The following is an 18,894-nucleotide window of genomic DNA, read 5'->3' on the forward strand; positions in this document are numbered from 1 at the left end:
TCTGATTTTTAAAAATTGCGGCTTTTGAGGTAAAAATGACATGCTCATTTAAAGACTTACGAAGCTTTTTTTACTTCGTAAGTCTGATTTCTGATTTAAAAGCAAAGATGTTGCGGGTAGTTCACTTAGTGAATCATCAGGTTGGGAAAAAGCCGGACAAACTATACATTTCTCCCTATACATTTCTCCACGTTAATAGTCCAAGTCCTAATTAACATCTTACATCAAAGATCGAGCGGTATCCAGGTTTCCATATCAACATGCCCACGGTTCCCCCAGGCGTAATAAGGGATTAGCCGAACATCAACCGCGTTTTGTTTGGGAGCGGATATTTCTTTGTATAATTTATTTTTCCACCCGGCCTCGTCACGCAGGTCAGCTTTGCCGGTAAGGCTCATGATACTGCTGTTATCTATGCTGATCATTTCGGGCTTTAACTCATTTTTTGACGATAAAGCAATATTAAACACCTTTTGCCCCTTGGCCAGATCAGCTGATTCCAGGCAATATACCACCGGGCCGCGTTTTACCGCTACCTGGTTACGGGTTTCTTCCACAAGGGGATTCGCCTCCATCATGGTTACCGGCATAGGCAGGTTTAGCTCTATCCCGTCGCCGGTTTTCCAATCGCGCTTAACTTCCGCATACTCGCCTGGCGACAGCATGGTATCAATTACTTTACTGTTCACTGTTAAAGTTGCATTTTTACACCATCCCGGTATCCGGAAAAACATAGAAGCAGCTTTTCCCGGCGCCTGGTTTATTTGTATAGTGATCTTACCATCCCAGGGATATTGGGTTGTTTGAGTAAGCTTAATGGATGAACCGTCTTTCAGCTTGGTAGCCAATACATTGCCGCCATACAGGTTAAACCACAAACCTTTATCTGATATGCTATAGGCATAATCACTGACCTCAGCTATGGTGCGCACCACATTAGGCGGACAGCAATTTGACAGTTTGATATACCCTACCCTGTCCTTTGACCACCGTTGTTTAAAAGGCAAACTGTCTGAATAGCTCAGGGGATTGGTGTACAGAAAATCGCGGCCGCTTAAACTGATACCGGAGAGTACACTATTATACAAAGCCAGCTCCATTACATCGGCATATTTGGCATCGCCCGAAACTTGCAGCATGCGCCAGTTCCACAGTACATTACCAATATTGGCGCAGGTTTCATTATGTGCTGTAAAATTAGGCAGCTGATAATCGCGGCCATAAGCCTGGTGTACCTTTTGTACATCAACGGGATTGTAAGATGTACCGTCGGGCGAAACGCCGTCATAAAGCGAGCCGCAGCCCCCGGTTATGTACATCTTGCGGTTTACTACATCGTTCCACATCAGGTTAAGGGTGTGCATCAGGGTAGTATCGCCGGTCTCAGCATAAACATCGGCGGTCCCGGCAAAAAGATAGTTGGCCCGCACCGCATGGCCCATAGCCTGGGTTTGCTGCCTGAAAGGTATTCGATCCTGATTATCGTCCGTTCCATTTTCCATCAGCCCGCGTATGTTGATCAGGTTCTTAGCCAGTTCAAGATATTTTGGGTCATGTGTAGTGCGGTACATTTCTACCACACCCATATAGTGCGAGGGACAAATAGCGTTTCGCGCCAGTTCGGGCGAGGCTTTTTTATAAAAATTGTACAGGTAATCTGTTGCTTTAACAGCCAGTTTCAACATGCTGGTTTTACCCGTGGCCCGGTAATGTACGCAGGCGGCCGTCATTAAATGCCCCAGATTATACGTTTCAAAATTAAGGCGGTCATTAAACGCTTTCTCTTTTCCGCTATTTTTACGCTCCTCAATAATGGTAGGCGTATGGATGTAACCATCGGGCCTTTGAACTTTTGCTATTACTGCAATGGTTTTATCCATCAGCGCATCCAGTTTGGGGTCATGCGTTGAAGCATACATGCTGGCAACGGCCTCTATCAGTTTGTAAAAATCACCATCATGAAAAGGCGGCCCTTCATGCGATCCGGTATCCAGCCCGGCGGCAATCTCAAAATTACGATAGGCATGACTTATTTTAGGATCGGTATAAATTCGCCACAAGTTTGGGATCATCGTATCGCGGCAAACCTTAAACCTGTCGGCCCAAAAGCCATTGGTCCAGGTTACGTTGCCCATATCCACGCTGCTTAATTTTGCATATTTACTTTTATCCGTATTAACCAACGCTTTGTTTTGCGCATAGGCTCCAACTGTTACCCAAGACAAGCAAACAATAAGTAGTTTCGTTTTACTCCACATATCTTTTTCTTATTTATAATTTAATCTGATCATTTTTACCGGACCTAATAAGCCCGCAGGTAACAGGGATTTACGATCCAACCGGTATGGCGCATTGGTCCAGGTAAAGCGTTCTTTTTCAGGCAGGGCGTGATCGCCCATCAAACGGTTGGCCCAGGTGTTGCTTACCTCTATTTTTAGTTGATTAACTCCTTTTTTTAACGCTTTGGAAATATTTACCCTGTAAGGCCAGGTCCAGGCTACGCCGCAATCAACGCCATTTACATATACTTCGGCCAGGTTTTCTACTTTGCCCAGGTCAAGCCATACCTCACCCAAAACGGTGTTGCAGTTAAATGATTGACTATACGTGGCCGTACCTGAGTAATATTTGATACCGGCTTCTTCGCGCTTGCTCCAATCATCGAGATGATTGAAGGTTACCGGTTTTTCAGGACCGCCATATTGAGCATTAAATTGCACTTTCCAGGTTTGGGCAAGCGTTTGCACCTGCGTTTGAACAGGCTGGTTTTTATCTTTAACTTGGGTAACAGTTGCTTTTTTTCGGAGAATAACAAACATGGAACCATCGGGCGCAAGGCTTACGGGCAATACTGTTCGCCCGGCCTCAACTTTCCAATTATTTACGTTACGTATTTCGCCAGTAAGCGGATCCCAAAGCTCAGGCGCATACCCTGCCGATCTAAGCGATAAGCTGATGGTACGTTCTTTTTCCTGCTGATTGGATATAAAGTACAGTTCACCAGCTACCGAACGCCTGTGTGTCCAGGCTATGTCTTTAGCCATCTGGCCATTTTCAAGCGCTATAAAATCACGTGGTATACCCAGTTCATCAAAAGTGTCTTTTTGATAGGGCCCGCTAATTACTTTAACTTTTTTATCAGTACTTGTAAATAACTGTTTGCCCGCTTTGGCAACAGCTGCGTCATTAGTCATCCCTACTGCCCGCATTGGCTCATTGCCTATCAGTATGGTAGCTCCACCGTGAGCCAAATACTGTAATCGTTTCACCACCTCCGGCGACATCAGCCCTGAATCTGGTGACATGGGGTGTGCGCCGGGTATTACCAACAGGGCATAACTGGCACCGCCTGGCAAAGTTATTCTGCCATTTTTTACGGTTGCCAAACGCAACAGGGCATCCCGGTTAAAAGAATCATATGTATATCCACGCAGCGGATCTATCCAGTTTTCGGGCAAAGCCATATTGGCAGAATGACTTGCATCGGAAATGCTGTTTACTATGGGCTCGCCTTTATTGGTCAGTCTTTCAGCTTCTTGCTTCATCCTTTCGGAGCTAAATATGCCTGGGAGGGTGTTAACAAGCCGGTCGGGTAATATAGCCCGGCGTGGTGTTTCCTCGCCGGTAAATACGGCAATATCAGTTACCGGGTGCCCCTGCTGCAACAAACCCTGGCATCGCTGTATATAGTCAAACCATGCCCTACCCGATTTCCACCAGGTTTGATCTCGCTGAAAAAACAGGCCAATGCCGTCCAGTGTCATGCCTGGTTTACGGTTAAGCCAGGGATTATGCACATTTACATGGAACACCAAACGGTTTATACCTAACGCAAAATTTCTGTCGGCCATGGTTTTAAGCATAGCCGGATGTTCGTCCCACAATAGCCGTAACTCGGTAAAAGCCTCAGCCTGGATAATTTTTTTGCCATAGATGTGCCCGCCCGAGATAGCATCAAGCATATCATTGGGCTTATCATGCGTAGGGCTCCGAAACCAGAATTCGCCCATTGGCACATCGGCCAGTTGATAATGCAGCATGCCATCGCTTACCATTGTTGGCGCCACGCTTTCGGCAGTAAAAGTGCAGCCTTTTTCATGTGCCAGCTTAGCCATGGTGCCATAAAAATTATCAACCAGCAGTTCGGCTATGGTTTCGCGTATATCACTCAACACTTTTTCAGACTCATTAGCGCTTTGTACCGGAACGCCCGCCATTACAGGCAGGTACGGCAATAGGTCATATCCCCTGCGTTTCTTAAACTCCGCCGCAAATACCGGCGACCAGTTCTGGCTGCCGCACTCCCAACTGTCAATATGAAATATCTTTAATACTTTTTTTGCCAGTTCAGGGCCGCCCTGCCTTATGGCCTCAGCAAACCAATGGTCAAACTGTGTTTTGGCTGCCTCAGGATTAAACTTATCACATTCCAAACCACTGCCCGCACCACCAGTGGCGTTAGTGTGGCCTGTAGAGGTGTGACCTATGCGTAAAATGGTCCAGTGTCCGGGCGGGATATTCCAGTTTAACTGGCCATTAACATCAAGCTTAGCAGTTAAATCAATGATCTTATCTTTGGGTACGCAAAGCTCGTTGGGTAGTTGTGTAGTTGTTGTACGTTTACTTACGCGCCAAACTTCACCGTTTTTACTTTCGTACTGATGGATACGAGGTTCGGCAGAGAGTTCGATACCTGAAAGTTTAAGCGACGGCTTCCATTTGGCAAAATCCAGGTCTTCGGCACCGGGTTCTGAACCCGTTTTATCATAAACAAACCTAAAATAGCTCGCTGTAGTTGGCGTAATATCGTTGGTTATTTCCGCATCCCCGTCCTGCCAGCCGTGCCTGGGTGGTTGCAATCTGCCTAATGAGCGGAAGTTTTTGCCATCGTCGCTTACTTCAACCAACAAGCGCTCCGACTGGTAATTACTGGCCGACGTATGGATCACCAGCGAACGGCAAGTAAAAGGTTCTTTAAATTCAAGCTGTATCCAGCAGGGCTCGTTTGCAGCAAAACTTTTCTTATTACCTTTTTCGGCAAGATATTGCAGATCTGTACCTGAAATGCTCGTGGTTACTTTAGGCGCTGCATCATAACTGTTTATACCCTCGCCCGGCAATGACGGATAGGCCAGCACCTGAATATCTTTATAATAATTTTTGTAATGTGCCGGTTTAAGCAATGTATCCCGAAAGCTTTTACCGCCGGTAACCCGCGTTTTTGACCATACCACTTTTTGCATAGAAAGTTCAGGCGTAATCCAGGGGCCGCCCGCCAGTGCAAAACCATCACAATTATGCATAGCCAGTTTAACACCTATCCTATCGGCCTCCTGCATGGCAAATTTGATCATGGCCCACCATTGTGGCGTGAGCTGTTCAACCGCCGGAGTTAAATACAGCGGGTTGGCTACTCCTTTTATGGGCATAAGATAAGCGCCGCCTATACCCGCCTGTTTCATGGCCTGCAGATCGGCAGTGATACCCTCGCGTGTAACAGCCGCCTGCATCCAGTACCAAAACACCCAGGGCCTGGCCGACTCTGACGGATGAAGAAAGGCTTGCTTAAGTTCATCCTTTGATAGGCCGCTCCGTACCTGGGCCGCCGTCTGCAACACCCAACAGCTTATACAAACAAAAAGTATACAGATGAATTTCTTCATGTTGTTATTTAAATTTCACTTTACGGGCCATTTCACCTGCTTTATCAGCAGGCCCATTGTAAGGAGCGATATAAAAACTATAATGATAATTTTTTGATGGTATCCGGTATAGCTCCAATGGTTCGGCCACTTCCGACCAGCTGTCATTGCCTCCCACTCCCATCTGCAGCAGATCAATATTCAGCGTGATGTAGCCGGCATTCTTCAGCTTGTTGGTATGTTTGGCATGAACTATATTATCTTCCGTGTAAGGCCAGGCACTCATACTGAGCAGACTATCGGCTACCACCAGCAGCCCCCGTGTTTTATTGTCAGACAGCAGCATCCAACGCACATCGGTGCGGTTGCCGTTTTCCTGCGGCACTACATACGGCTCCATAAACTGTTGAATGGATTTCGAGTAAATTCCGGCTTCCGATCCCATACGCCGGTCGATATAATTTTCATACGGACCGCGGCCGTAATAGGTAATGTTGCTGTCAGCCTGTAAAATGCCGGCTTGCATACCTACCTTGGGTAGGTCGGGCAGGCTTTTATCAGCTTGCAGGTTGTAATCAACTTTGATAAAACCTTTACCGTTTATCGTATAAATTACTTTAACCAATGCACTGTCGCCAATCAATGTATAATTACTGTTGATCCTTACGATTCCTTTTTGAGATCGGTCTGTAGTAATATCTTTTAATTTGGGTTCGTTCTTAAACCACGGTTTTAATTTCTTTTCGGCTTTCCAACCGCGATGGTCATTATCTGTAACCGGACGGGTAAAGTGTGGCAGTAAAGGTGCAAATATCTGCTGCTGCCCGTTCAATAAATAAGAACTCAGCGCACCTGTAGCTTTACTGATCTTAATTTTAAAGTTATTGCCGGTGATGTTATATGCCATCGCGTCGTCTGCCATGGCTACGTCCGGATAGTCGGAAGGTCCTGACTTTATAGCCTGCAAACCTGTTAACGCGAACTGATCTTCTGCAATTTCATAACCTTTTGCCGCCCAGGGTTTATCCTGTGCCAAAGTAAAATGAATATCAGCCAGATATTCATGGCCCGATTTTATTGCAGGCAGATAAGATTTTATACTAATAACCGTATCCTTGCCGGCCGCAAGGTTAATGCGCGGCAATTGTTTTTTGAGAATGATCCTGCCATCTTCGCGTACTTGCAGGTATACGTCATACTCATTAAGATTAGTCACACTGTGCCAGTTTTTAATTTTGACAAGCGCCTTTGCAGCATCAGCCAGTTCACAAACCGCGGGCTGAAAAACATGCTTGCATTCATATATGGCGGGCTTTGGCCGCCCATCTGAGGCCACGATCCCTTTGATGGTAAAATTGTCAAAATAACGTTCGCCATAATCGCCGCCGTAAGCGTAATAAGGCGTTCCTGCCGAGTCTTTTTTTAACAAGCCCTGATCTTTAAATTCCCATATAGCCCCACCGATAATACGTTTGGTTGATCTCCACTGATCCCAAAACTCCTTAAGGTTACCGTTAGAATTACCCATAGCATGTGAATACTCCACAAAAAATATGGGCCGGTTGTCGCCATTTTGCTGATTAGCCAGCAACGGCGCCGTGTATAAACCAGGGTACATACGGCTTACAATGTCCACATAAGGCTGGTCGATCGGGTTTTGCAAGCGATGCGAGTGATCATTTGTTTTTGGATAACGCGGATCGGTCGGATCGATGTAACCTTCGGCCTGAGGCGTTCCCTGGGCGGGTTCATAATGTACAGGACGGGTAATATCAAAATCATGGATCCAACCTGCCATGGCGGCGTGGTTGGGTCCGCGTCCGGCCTCGTTACCTAAGCTCCAGATAATAATGCTTGGGTGGTTTTTATCGCGCATTACCATGCGCGTGGCACGGTCAAGATAGGCCCCCGTCCACATAGGGTCATTACTCAATTTTGAACCAAGTCCGTGCGTCTCCAAATTAGCTTCGTCAATTACCAGGATACCATACTGATCGCACAGATCATACAAACATGGATCCATCGGGTAATGGCTGGTACGGATACAGTTAAAGTTGAACCGCTTAATGGTGCGCACATCATTTAAAATATCAGCGCGGGATAAAGCTTTACCCTTAACCGGGTCATGATCGGGTCGGTTCACACCATACAGGTAAGTTACCTTGCCATTGATGAGCAACTTGCCGTTATCTTTATCAAATTCAATACTCCTGATACCGGCTTTGCAACTTTTCACTTCAAGCACATGCCCGGTACTGTCAACTAAAGACAAAGTGAGTGTATATAAATTTGGTTCTTCGTCGCTCCACTTATCCGGATTTTTCAATTTGGTTTCCAGCAACCCGAATTTAACATTGTCAAGCCGGGGATATATTTCATTGATAATGCTTTCCACACTACGCTCCAGTGGTTTTTGCAACACTTCTTTGTTATTCTTGTCAAAAAGCCGGGCTTCAATCCTGTAACCCGGAACAGCTTTACCTGTCAGGTTCTCTATACGCGGCCGAATGCTGAATATCGCATCCTTATATTGTTTATCCAGTTTGGCTTGCCACTGGAAGTCAGCTATCCGGAGCTTAGGCTCGGCAAGCAGCATTACCTCGCGGTGGATGCCACTCATCCGCCACTGGTCCTGGTCTTCCAAAAAATAACCATCGCTCCAGCGGATCACCTGTACGGATACTACATTTTCGCCAGCCTGTAAATACGGGGTAATGTTAAATTCCGACGATAAAAAGCTGTCCTCACCATAGCCTAAAAACTTACCGTTCAGCCAAACTTCAAAACCTGAGCTCACCCCTCCAAAATGCAGGGTAATGTTCATATCTTTCCAGTGTGCAGGCAAAGTAAAAGTTCGCTGATAACTACCTACACCATTATAATCCTGCGGTACATGCGGCGGGTTAACCGGCCTGAAAGGATATACAGCGCTTTTATATATCGGCTTATCATAGCCCTGCATTTCGATGCTTGATGGTACGATGATCTTTTTCCAGCCGCTTACCTTGCTTTTATAAAAATCCTTTGGCGCATCGGCAGGCTTGCTTGCATAACTAAAATCCCAGTAACCATTTAATGACAGTATACGGTCTGATTTTTCGCGGTCGCCGTTCAATGCGTCCTGCACACTGGCATAGGAATAAGCCGTTGCCCGTGCAGCATCGCGATTAATACCATCAACCAATGGGTTTTCCCAGGGTTCGGTATCATAAACAGCGGGTACATTGGGTATGGGCGCCGGCGTTTTATCAACCAATTGCGCATACAGCCCGCTTACCGGTAACCCAAAAGCAAATAAAATGCAGACTAATCTCTTCTTTATCATTACTTACAGCGCGCTATAATCAACCGTATATTTCGTCCCTTTAGTTATGCTTAATTCATAGGTGTTTTTACCTTTTGTTTTTATAGCTCCCTCCTTGCAAACCGGCATGGTGCTGCTGGTAAACAGTAAAGTTCCAATGCCTGTATCACCGCTTACTTTTATTTGTTTGGCACTGCAATATACTTTAATATCGCCTTTAGGAGTAGGCACACTACCTTCCATCCATTGCAAACCGCCCAGCTTTGGTTCTATCATATATTGCTTGTATGCAGGCGCTGTGGGCTTAACACCTAAATAGTATTTACCTAACAGGTAAATAGGGCTTGCACCCCAGGCATGGCAAAGACTTTTGCCAAATTGGCGCCCATACATGGCATAATGCGCCGCGCCGCTTTTATTGGGATCATACTCCTCCCAAAAAGTGGTAGCGCCCAGGTTAAGCATACCGCCCCAGTAATCCTTCATTTCTTTAAGCACATAGCTTTGTTCGCCCATGGCGCAAAGGGCTTCCAACTCATAAAAGCGCATATAGGGCGTGGTGATCTTTTGAACCTTATCATTCAGCAGTACATATTTTTTAACTTCCTGCTTTTGTGCTTCGGTAAAATAGTTAAAGAAGATGGAGAACATATTGGCATAGCGGGTTACATTGTTTGTTTGTTTGCCATTAATGCGGCTATGTACCAAAGCATGTTTTTGATTGTTCCAGTAATAAGTGAATATTTTTGACCTTAAGCCTGTTGAAAGCTGGTTGTATCGGGCTGAACCGGGTTTGTCCTGCATGATATTGGCACACAGGGCCATGGTTTCAAGGCTGCGGCATAATAGCAACTGTTCAAAACTTACCTCACCCTGTTTGCTTAATTTGTCGGCCCAGTCAATAAACACCCAGTCGCCGGGCAGGCCTTCCATCAGGCCATCCTTGTCCCTTCGCGACAGGCAATAGCTCATCAGGCTCTGCATGCGGGGGTACATCTGTTTAATAAAGCTTTTGTCGCCTGTGTACTGGTAATAATCATAAATACCCATGAACCAGTAAAATGTATAATCCATAATGGTATTAATATGGCTGGTTACCGGATCTTTACCCCGTAATGCATACAGCGTGCGGGTAACGGTCGGCAAGTCAAAATACAGGTAATAGTTCATCAAATAGCTTTGATAAGCATCGCCTGACCATACCCAGCGGTCACGTTTTATACCGTCAATAAAAAATTCACGTGTGTTCAGGTGCAGTGTATAAGCCGATATGTCCCATATTTTATTGATTTCCTGATCAGAGCAATGGAAACTACCCCGCTGCTCCACCGGCGAGTATTCGTACAGCATGGATATATCATCGGCATTTACGTTGTCATCAAACAATACATTAATGTATCGGAATGCCCTCGAGCCTTCCATCGTAAGGTCAGCTTTTTGCGGCCGGTCAATGTGTATACTGTCCAGCAGTTCACAAGTGGCAGTGGCCAGGGCCTCTTCTTTTGACTCGCCATAGCAGAGTTTAACATTACCTTTCCCTTTTAAGCCGTTCAGCTTAGCATAGCCAAAAGTTTCCTTACCAAAATCAACTAATATGGAATGCTCCTTCCTTTCGGTTTTTTCAGGACGATGTTCCTCCGTAGGTAAACGGAATGTGGACGGTGTTTTGTCGGCCGAATCAAAGTTCCAGGCACCAGCGGGCACATACTGCGTTGCCGACACATCGGATGTTTTACCCGACGCGTCAATCCATTCCTTGTCTTCATAAGTTACCAGCCATGAGGTATCAGATGCCAGGTGTGCACCTTTTACATATATGGCAGGCACACTACCCTGATTGTACACCTTTAAGCTTAGCCTGTGCTTCCCCGCCGGAATATTGATAGCTTTGGGATAACCCGAAAGCGCTTTACCATCAAGCTTAACATTGTACTGCCCTTCCACAGTAAGGTCAACCTTTTCGGGATTTGCCAGCACAAAATCCTTATGAAAATCAATCAGGGCATAATGGCTGTCGAGTTTCCAGAATGGCGGAAAAAAGGCCCCGCGCTCGGTACGCCTATTTTGCATTTTATTGCTCAGCCACACTTCATAATCACCCGGATACCAAATCCAGGTTGCCTTTTGGGCTTTGGCCATGTCGGCAAACAATATAAAAACCAGGCACAGGATAACAACCGGCCAATTCTTTAATTTTTTACAGGTACAAATGGTATTCATCATTTAATGTCCGTTAAAAGTGAAGTATAAAATGATCATCACTACTGTAAGCAGTGCCCAGGCCAGTTTTACACGTTTAGTAGGTTTAGTAATCCGGCTGATTTCCTGAGCATCGGGTTGATATATCTCTGGTGAGGCATCCAGCAACGAAATGATAACAGCCGTAACAGTGAGGAAAACAAAAATATAAAACGACAGCAACAGGTAATGCGGCCAAAAGTGATACCGATCAGACGGGAATACCCATAGGTACATTACGCCGGTACCCAAACTAAAAGCAGAACCGGCAGAAAGAATGGTATTCACCGCTTTGCGCGTGGTACGTTTCCAATAAACTGTCAGTAAAAAAACAACTGCCAGCGGCGGGGCAATAAAACCAAGCACAGATTGAAATACATCAAACAGGTTTAATCCTTTAATACTGTCAATAGCCAGCGCCATACCTATAGCAAATAAGCAACCCGCCACTACCGTCATCCTGCCCACCCTTACCAGATCTTTATTGGTAGCATTCGGGTTAATCTTTTCGGCATATACATCCATAGTGAACACCGTGCTCAATGAGTTTAGTGATGAACCTATGGTACCCACCAAAACAGCTATCAGCACCACGATCACCAGGCCATTCATCCCCGGCGGGAAAAGATTGGTGACCATGGTCATATAGGCCAGGGCCGGATCACTCAGGTGCGGATACAGGATAAAACACAAGATACCCGTAAGAATAAACAAGGGTAGTGACAGGATCTTAAGCCAGCCGATAAAATTTACACCCAGTTGCCCTTGTTCTAGGCTTTTGGCGCCCAGCACTGATTGTACCATAGCCTGATCAGTACAGAAAAAAGCCACCGCCGATACCGGATAACCCAATAAAATAGCATACCACGGATATTTAATATCGCTGGCCGGGTGGATCAAATTCCAATAATTACCCGGTACTTTATGAAAGACGGCCGAAAGCCCTCCTGCTTTATTTACACCCAAAACTGTTAACGTTAAAGACACACCAATGAGCAGCAGCATCTGGAATACGTTTACTTTGGCAATGGCCTTTAATCCGCCGGTAAATGCAAACAGGCCTGCGAATGATACCAATACAATAACCGATTGCCACATGGGGATACCTAATATCTGCCTCACCAGAAACCCTCCGGCAAATAACCCTAATGACAGCCAGGAGATAAGCATTTTAATAAGCGCGTACCAGGCGAGTATATTACGGGTGGAATCGCCATAACGGTTGCCCATAAACTCGGGCATGGTTGATACCTTGGCGGCAATGTATTTTGGCGCGAAAACCAGCGCCAGCAGCATCAGAAATACAAAGGCATACCAATCAAAATTTACGGCCACTATACCTGTGGTGTAGCCAATACTGGCAAAGGCCAGTAACATGGATGGGCCTACGTTTGTACCCCACATGTTAAACCCGATACTTGACCAGCCTAATGATTTATTGGCCAGGAAAAGTGTTTCGTCTGGTTGTTTTTTACTTCCAAAACTGGCGCGGTAACCTATTACCATAAGAATAACCAGGTAAACGGCTACCACCGAATAATCCAACATGGTTAAACGCGACACGATATTGCTCATGGCGATGGTCATGCGCTTAACTGGTTTGAGGTTAAATGATATTCGGCCAGTATATCGTCAACTTTTACCGGTTTCCCGGTTTGCAGGGAACGGTCCATAGCCTGCAGCAGCGCTATGGTACCAATGCCTTCTTTAATATCAGGATAAGCAGTATAGCCTTCGGTTATACTTGCGGCAAAGTATTCTAAATAGTTTTGATACTCACCGGCATGATGACTCTTACCCTCAAAGCGGAAGTAATGCTTCAGTTTATGTTCCCAGGTGAGCATTCTTTCCTCACCTGTTTTATCGGTTATGGCATAACGCAGGTCCATATAATCACCCTGACTGCATCCTTCTGTACCTCTTAAAACGCAACTCATTTCACTGTCGCGGGTTACGGGCTGCACCGGGCCTGTATAGCAGCCGCTTACCCGGGCAATGCGCCCGTCAGCAGCTTTAAAAATAAAGTGCATGGTATCGGGGTTTTTTAAACCGCCCTTTGCACCATTGGAGCTAAGCATACCGTACCCCATTACTTCTTCAATATTGGGCAAATACCAGCGTATAAAATCTGTGGGGTGACTTAAGCCCCCGTATAGCCATTTAAACGCCTGTTGTAATGACCATGGTTTTTCCAAAAACCAGCGGTGGTCTGCGTGATAATAGGCTTCTATCGTGATCAACTCACCTATCAAACCTTCTTCATAGTCTTTACGCTGCTTTTTCATCGGTTCAAAAAAACGGGAGCTTTGACCAACAAATACTTTCTTCCCGCTTTTTTCAACCAACTCCAATAATTCAGCTGCCTTGCTCAGGTCGTCAATAAAAGGTTTGGTGCAAACTACATGTTTACCATGCAGCAAGGCTTGCTTAACATGTTCTGCATGTAAATGATCGGGCGTATAAATGGCTATAATGTCAATTTCCGCATCATTAAGCATATCCTGATAACTGGTGGTATAATGATGAAAGTTAAACTCCTCGGCCCGGCGTTTACACATCTCTATATTCATGTCGCACACCATCTTCAGTTCCAGTTTATCGCTTTGTAACGCTGCCGACATGGTGCTTCGACCTTCGCCTAACCCTAATATTCCTATCTTCATTTTATAATGCTGAATTGTTGATTTAGTGATTTGATCTATTTATTTGTTAATTATTTGTTCTGATGAGGATGATCCAGAGGTTTCAAAAACACCCATACTTCTCCGGGCTTTGTACCCGGAATACCTTCCTGATATTTAGCCATTAGTTTGTTCCAGTCGTTAACCCGTGGATTGTTCTTTGTTGTCAATAGATTCAATTTATCCAGACTTTCGCCTTTAGGGATACTGATCACCAACATGAGCTGGCGCTCATTTTTAAAAACCAGCAACTGTTGAAAACGAGCATTACAGAATCCCTGTGAAACCTCCGGCCATTTCTCAAATTGCGTAGCATGGTGATCAAGGTATGCTTGTTGTAGCTTAGTGTCTTTTACCAGGTTGGCGGTTAGGAATATATTGTCCCATTCCTTTGAATTGGTGGTATCTGCACACATCTTGCGGTTAAAATGGTAAAATGGTTTGTCAAAATATTTGACTACTGCATACGGGTATGCCATTTTAATGCTGTTAACCAATTTTTCAGGATTTTCTATGTTGGCGTAAAGGGTAACATAGTTTTTCCATCTATTAATATCATTTAAGTTCAAGGCAAAACCTTTTGCCAGATCATAAAGGCTATGCGGGTTAAATACCGAATCTTTTGGAATAATGAGCTCAACGATAACAGGCTTTTTGATCAATTCAGGTTTTGTAACCCGTGCTGAGCCCGGTGTTTCACTTTCTTTTTTGGCAGCTTGTTTACACGCTGTAAAAGAAAGTGCCATGATTAAGCATGCCAGCTTCGTAAATATGCTATTGTTAATTCTACCGGCCGTCATTTATTCCTTATGGTTAATGGGTTGGTTGTCAAGGTTAATTGATTTGTATTTTAGCAGGTATTGATACTGTTTTTCCAGTCCGGCGGCATTTTTAATTTCAGCAGCCACCTGAGGACCGTTATTTTCCCATACATCGCCGGGCCCATTGGCGTTTTTCAAAAATTTATCAGCAGGGCACCAGTTGTCTTTCACAGTGATATATGAGGAGCCTTCATCACAATACAGGTAAAACCAATGCACAGGATCATGAGCATAAGGGGCCTTATAAATACTATCCACCAAATTATTGCTGATGATGGTTCCTGGTTGTGCCGACAGCGTATAGATGCCCGCCACATCATACATATTGCGTGCGTAATGGTGTATCTTATTGGCAATAATATGGTTATTGCTCATGGCATTGGCGGTCTTTGTCCACCCCCAACCTATGTTGATGCCGGTATAGTTTACATCGCAAATCTCATTATGTGCTATGGTAATGTTTTTTACGTATCCGGCACCAATACCCACACAACCCCAATCTTCATTGGTAGCGTCGGTTATAAGGTTGTTTTCAATATGGTCGGCAGTGCATATTTCGCGCTTATCGGCTGGGTTATAAGGCAGGTGAACTTCCTGTGCCTCATCAGAGAAAACGCCGTCGAGTATAGCCGTTCCACCAATGTCTTTAAACAGGTTGCCTTTTATTTCATTATCATGAGTACCACGTTGATAATCCAGGCCCGTTGAAGCCATGTGCTCAAAGCTGCATCCTTCAAAAACAGTATGTGCCGCATAAGCTACTTCAACTGCCGCGGCCGGCCTGCCAACCCATGCCAGGTTCTCCAAACCTTTTTTATCAGGAGTACCCGGGATTTTCAGCTTATAAGCGTCCAGCATAAACATGCCATCCTGGTGAGGCACCAGGCCATTCTTTGAAGGACGTAACCAACTGCTGTGTTGAAACGAAATATTTTTAAACCCGATATAACTTACCGGACTATCTACCGTTCCCTGCATTTTCACTATATTTTCAAGGCAAGGAACTGTGATCACCGCTTTATGCATATCCTCAGATGGACGTGGTATATAGTAGACCTTGCGATGTTCTGCGTCGAGATACCATTCTCCCGGCTGGTTCAGAAATTGGATAGCATTGCTCAGGTAAAAGGCAGAATTACCCGTTTTTTTTGAGATCCATGGTGCCGGCCAGGGATGTTCTGACTGGATACGGCTTTCCGGCTGATAAAAGGAAAGTTTTGCACTATCGCCCTGCACTTCAACAGATTTTATACGCAAAATGGCTATGGCCCACCACTGGTGGATAAACATTTCCATACCTTTTACATGGCTAAGGTCTGTCGATTTGGCCACTGGAATCCAACAGGTTTGGGTTTGATGGTCCCACGATAAAATTCGGCTCATTGTTGGTGCGTCGTTTTCCCGCGCACGGGTGGCTTTATGGTTATCAACCCATAACTGTCTGAATAATAAACCTTCACTTGCTGTTAGTGGTGCATCAGCTACCCAAACCTTGCCCCTGGCTTCAGGGGGCAAACCGAGTATGTCATCTGTGACTTTTTGCCATCCACCTATATTGATCCCTCCGCTTAGTATAGATTGTCCATCCGGGGCACCTTCAATAGTGGTGGGACTATCCGCCGTACCAGAATCTTCCGGACGAATAAATAACGGCTCGGTTAGTTGATAGAGCCCTTTTTCAACCCTGATGCTGATTCCACCTTTTATCTGCGGATCGTTTAAGCGGCGCAGTTCGCGTGCTTTTCTTAAAGCAGCAGCCACCGTTGCCATAGGTTGCTGTTTTGTACCAGCATTTTTGTCTGATCCGTTTGGGGCGACATAAATCTCGGCCGCAAAAACGCTGTCAGTTAAAGCAACGTTTAACAGCAACATGAAAATAAATATGCGGAGAGTATTCATATAAATTTATTCGTTAGGCACCTGGAAAACTGATTTTAAATAAGCCGTGTTTGCGCTATAGTTCCATTTAACATTATGCACATCTTTAATATCCCTTGACCGTTCAATTACGAGCCAGCCACTCCAGCCCATTTTGTCAAGCGTATTTTTTACTTTGTCCATGTCAATCTTAGGGTCATTCTGCAACCATTGCCCATCGGTATCGGTACAATGGATCATGACTATATTTTTCTTTCCCAGTATCTGCAGTTCCTTCTGCAGATCGCGCCCATTGTCAAGCGCGTTCTGAAAATTGAAATAACTCTTTATAGCCGGCGAGCCGATGTCTTTCAATAACTGCAGTTCGTTCCTGGCATCCAGGGATGTTTCAATACCAATGATCACTCCCGCTTTCCTGGCAATTTCACCTACCTCTTTTAGTCTGGCTACAATGGCAGGGCGCAGATTTGGGTATTTAACCAGATCGCCTTTTATTCCCATAGGCAAAAAACCAACCTTAACGTTCATCTTTTTCATAGTGTTAATACAGTCAGTAACTGCTTTTACCGCCGTTGGCCGCTCAGCAAACGACTGGGCAAAGAAGCCTGTCATCCCCATTGATGGAATTTGCAGATCCAGTTGTTTTGCTTTGTTTAAAAACTGCGCGCGTACCGAATCATTCGCTAACCGGTTATCAAAAGTTTCACGATCGCCCAAACCTCCCATATCAACCTCAACTCCATCGGCCCCAATATCCTTAGCGAGCTGAAATGCACCCAACTTTTGTCTTTTCAGTATCATGAGGTCAACTACAGCTATTTTATATCTTTGGTTAGCTGCTATTTTTTGCGCAAAAACCTGCTTTAATGGCAAAGCCGCTAAGAACACTATATTTAAAATCAATACCGATCTAACTTTCATATCATTATTCTCTTGTAGCTGCTGCAAACACTTTCTGCAGCTGGTCAAATCCTTTTATCGCGTCAGAGGGTAGTTTTTCTCCTTTATCGCCAAATACATACATCGCTGGCTCCTTCTCAATAGTCACCTTTGACTCATCGATGTTTCCGCGCTTGTCTTTTATGGTATTGATATTCAGATGAAAATTTTTGGCGACGAAAGCATACAGCGGATGGCGCTTGGACGGCCCAAAATCGTGACCTTCAGCCGGCAGGTGCACATTCTCCACCATATCTGCGGCGCCATAATAGCCGTACATTTTTTTGAGGTAAGGAAAATCGTGCTCGGGCATATGAGCTGTCCAATCCTGTCCATCAGATATCAATAATTGTGGACGGGGGGCTGCCATAGCGGCAATTTCAACGTTATCCGTTCCGCCACCGCATTGGTGTATGGGCATGCCACTCTCACATGGGCAGCCGCCATAAAAGTAGGAGGATACAGATACCACAGGCGCGCTTAACTTTATCCGGTCATCTAACGCCGTCATTAATTCGGTATGACTGCCACCGCCTGATCCGCCGCTGATGCCTACCCTCAAAGGGTCGGTTTCTTTTAATGACAGTACATAATCCAATATCCTTATGGCGCCCAATGCCTGAATAGTTTGTGCCAGGCTACGGCGATGATCCGCTTCTTTAAATTGCAGTAACGATTCGCCCCAGGCAAAAAGATCATAGCTGTAGGCCATAGCTCCCATGCGGGCCAGCGTGGCGCAGCGTATCTGGCAATCAGCACGGTAGCGCTGGTGCTCCCAATGCCCGTCAGGACTTAATACTACCGGGATCTTTCCCTTTATTTTCAAAGGCTTGTATAATGACCCATTGATGTACAGGCCGGGTAATATCTCAATGGCAATATTTTCAACAGTGTAGCCGTCAAATATCCTTTTAGGGGTGATAATTGGCTTTGATGCGGGTTTGGCCGGCAATGGAGATAGTTCTAAGGCTTTATATAGCTGTGGCCTTAACATAGCTTTGCGCACCTCCCAACTCTCCTTGTCATGATATTCCGATGCGATACGGTCCAGTTCTTTCCAGCCATCACTCACCGACCAGCGGAAATATTCATATTCTTTTAACTTATACCTGCCGGGGCCCTCTTTATTCACTTTCAGATCAAGCGAGGTCAATACATTACTCAGGGTTGTATCCACATCCGGCCGCAATCGCCACTCGGCATAATTTACCCACTTATCTTTCACCATGTCCGGATTGTACTTGATCTTTACCTTGTATTTTTCCTGTATCTCATCCAATACTTCTTTCAATGGCTTTTTGTAATTGCTATCAGTGGTTTGCTGGGCATAAACATCAAACCCACACAATAACAAGCACAGTAACAAAGCGAATAGTTTTCCCCTGATCATA

10 protein-coding genes are annotated in these 18,894 nt (G+C 45.2%); all 10 read right to left on the reverse strand.

Features of this window, described 5'->3' with window-relative positions; genetic code table 11:
- Positions 1–224: 224 nt before the first annotated feature.
- The 10 genes from J2W55_RS18730 to J2W55_RS18775 are packed head-to-tail and all read right to left on the reverse strand — an operon-like array spanning position 225 to position 18,893.
- Positions 225–2,258, reverse strand: coding sequence for an aceric acid hydrolase (locus J2W55_RS18730; RefSeq protein ID WP_310099215.1), 2,034 nt, complete (start codon positions 2,256–2,258; stop codon positions 225–227).
- 9 nt (positions 2,259–2,267) lie between these two features.
- Complete coding sequence (locus J2W55_RS18735; protein WP_310099219.1) at positions 2,268–5,663, reverse strand: glycosyl hydrolase; 3,396 nt, start codon at positions 5,661–5,663, stop codon at positions 2,268–2,270.
- Positions 5,664–5,667: 4 nt separating this feature from the next.
- Entirely contained in the window at positions 5,668–8,967 is a 3,300-nt protein-coding gene (locus J2W55_RS18740; protein ID WP_310099222.1) for a glycoside hydrolase family 2 TIM barrel-domain containing protein, read from the reverse strand.
- A gap of 3 nt (positions 8,968–8,970) precedes the next feature.
- Positions 8,971–11,169, reverse strand: a complete 2,199-nt coding sequence (locus J2W55_RS18745) for an alpha-L-rhamnosidase-related protein (RefSeq protein ID WP_310099225.1) — start codon at positions 11,167–11,169, stop codon at positions 8,971–8,973.
- A complete protein-coding gene (locus J2W55_RS18750; protein ID WP_310099227.1) occupies positions 11,170–12,771 on the reverse strand; it encodes a sodium:solute symporter family transporter in 1,602 nt (533 codons plus the stop codon).
- On the reverse strand, positions 12,768–13,847 hold the full coding sequence (locus J2W55_RS18755; protein ID WP_310099229.1) for a Gfo/Idh/MocA family protein: 1,080 nt from the start codon (positions 13,845–13,847) through the stop codon (positions 12,768–12,770). Before J2W55_RS18755 ends, J2W55_RS18750 begins: the two co-directional genes overlap by 4 nt.
- Positions 13,848–13,897: 50 nt before the next feature.
- Positions 13,898–14,611, reverse strand: coding sequence for an L-rhamnose mutarotase (locus J2W55_RS18760; RefSeq protein ID WP_310099234.1), 714 nt, complete (start codon positions 14,609–14,611; stop codon positions 13,898–13,900).
- Between the two features lie 54 nt (positions 14,612–14,665).
- Entirely contained in the window at positions 14,666–16,585 is a 1,920-nt protein-coding gene (locus tag J2W55_RS18765; protein ID WP_310099236.1) for a right-handed parallel beta-helix repeat-containing protein, read from the reverse strand.
- A 6-nt stretch (positions 16,586–16,591) separates the two neighbouring features.
- Positions 16,592–17,485: a sugar phosphate isomerase/epimerase family protein gene (locus J2W55_RS18770; RefSeq protein WP_310099239.1), complete on the reverse strand. Its 894-nt coding sequence runs from the start codon at positions 17,483–17,485 to the stop codon at positions 16,592–16,594.
- 4 nt (positions 17,486–17,489) lie between these two features.
- Positions 17,490–18,893, reverse strand: coding sequence for an acetylxylan esterase (locus tag J2W55_RS18775; protein WP_310099242.1), 1,404 nt, complete (start codon positions 18,891–18,893; stop codon positions 17,490–17,492).
- Position 18,894 lies beyond the last annotated feature (1 nt).

Source organism: Mucilaginibacter pocheonensis, assembly GCF_031456535.1.
Lineage (GTDB): Bacteria > Bacteroidota > Bacteroidia > Sphingobacteriales > Sphingobacteriaceae > Mucilaginibacter > Mucilaginibacter pocheonensis.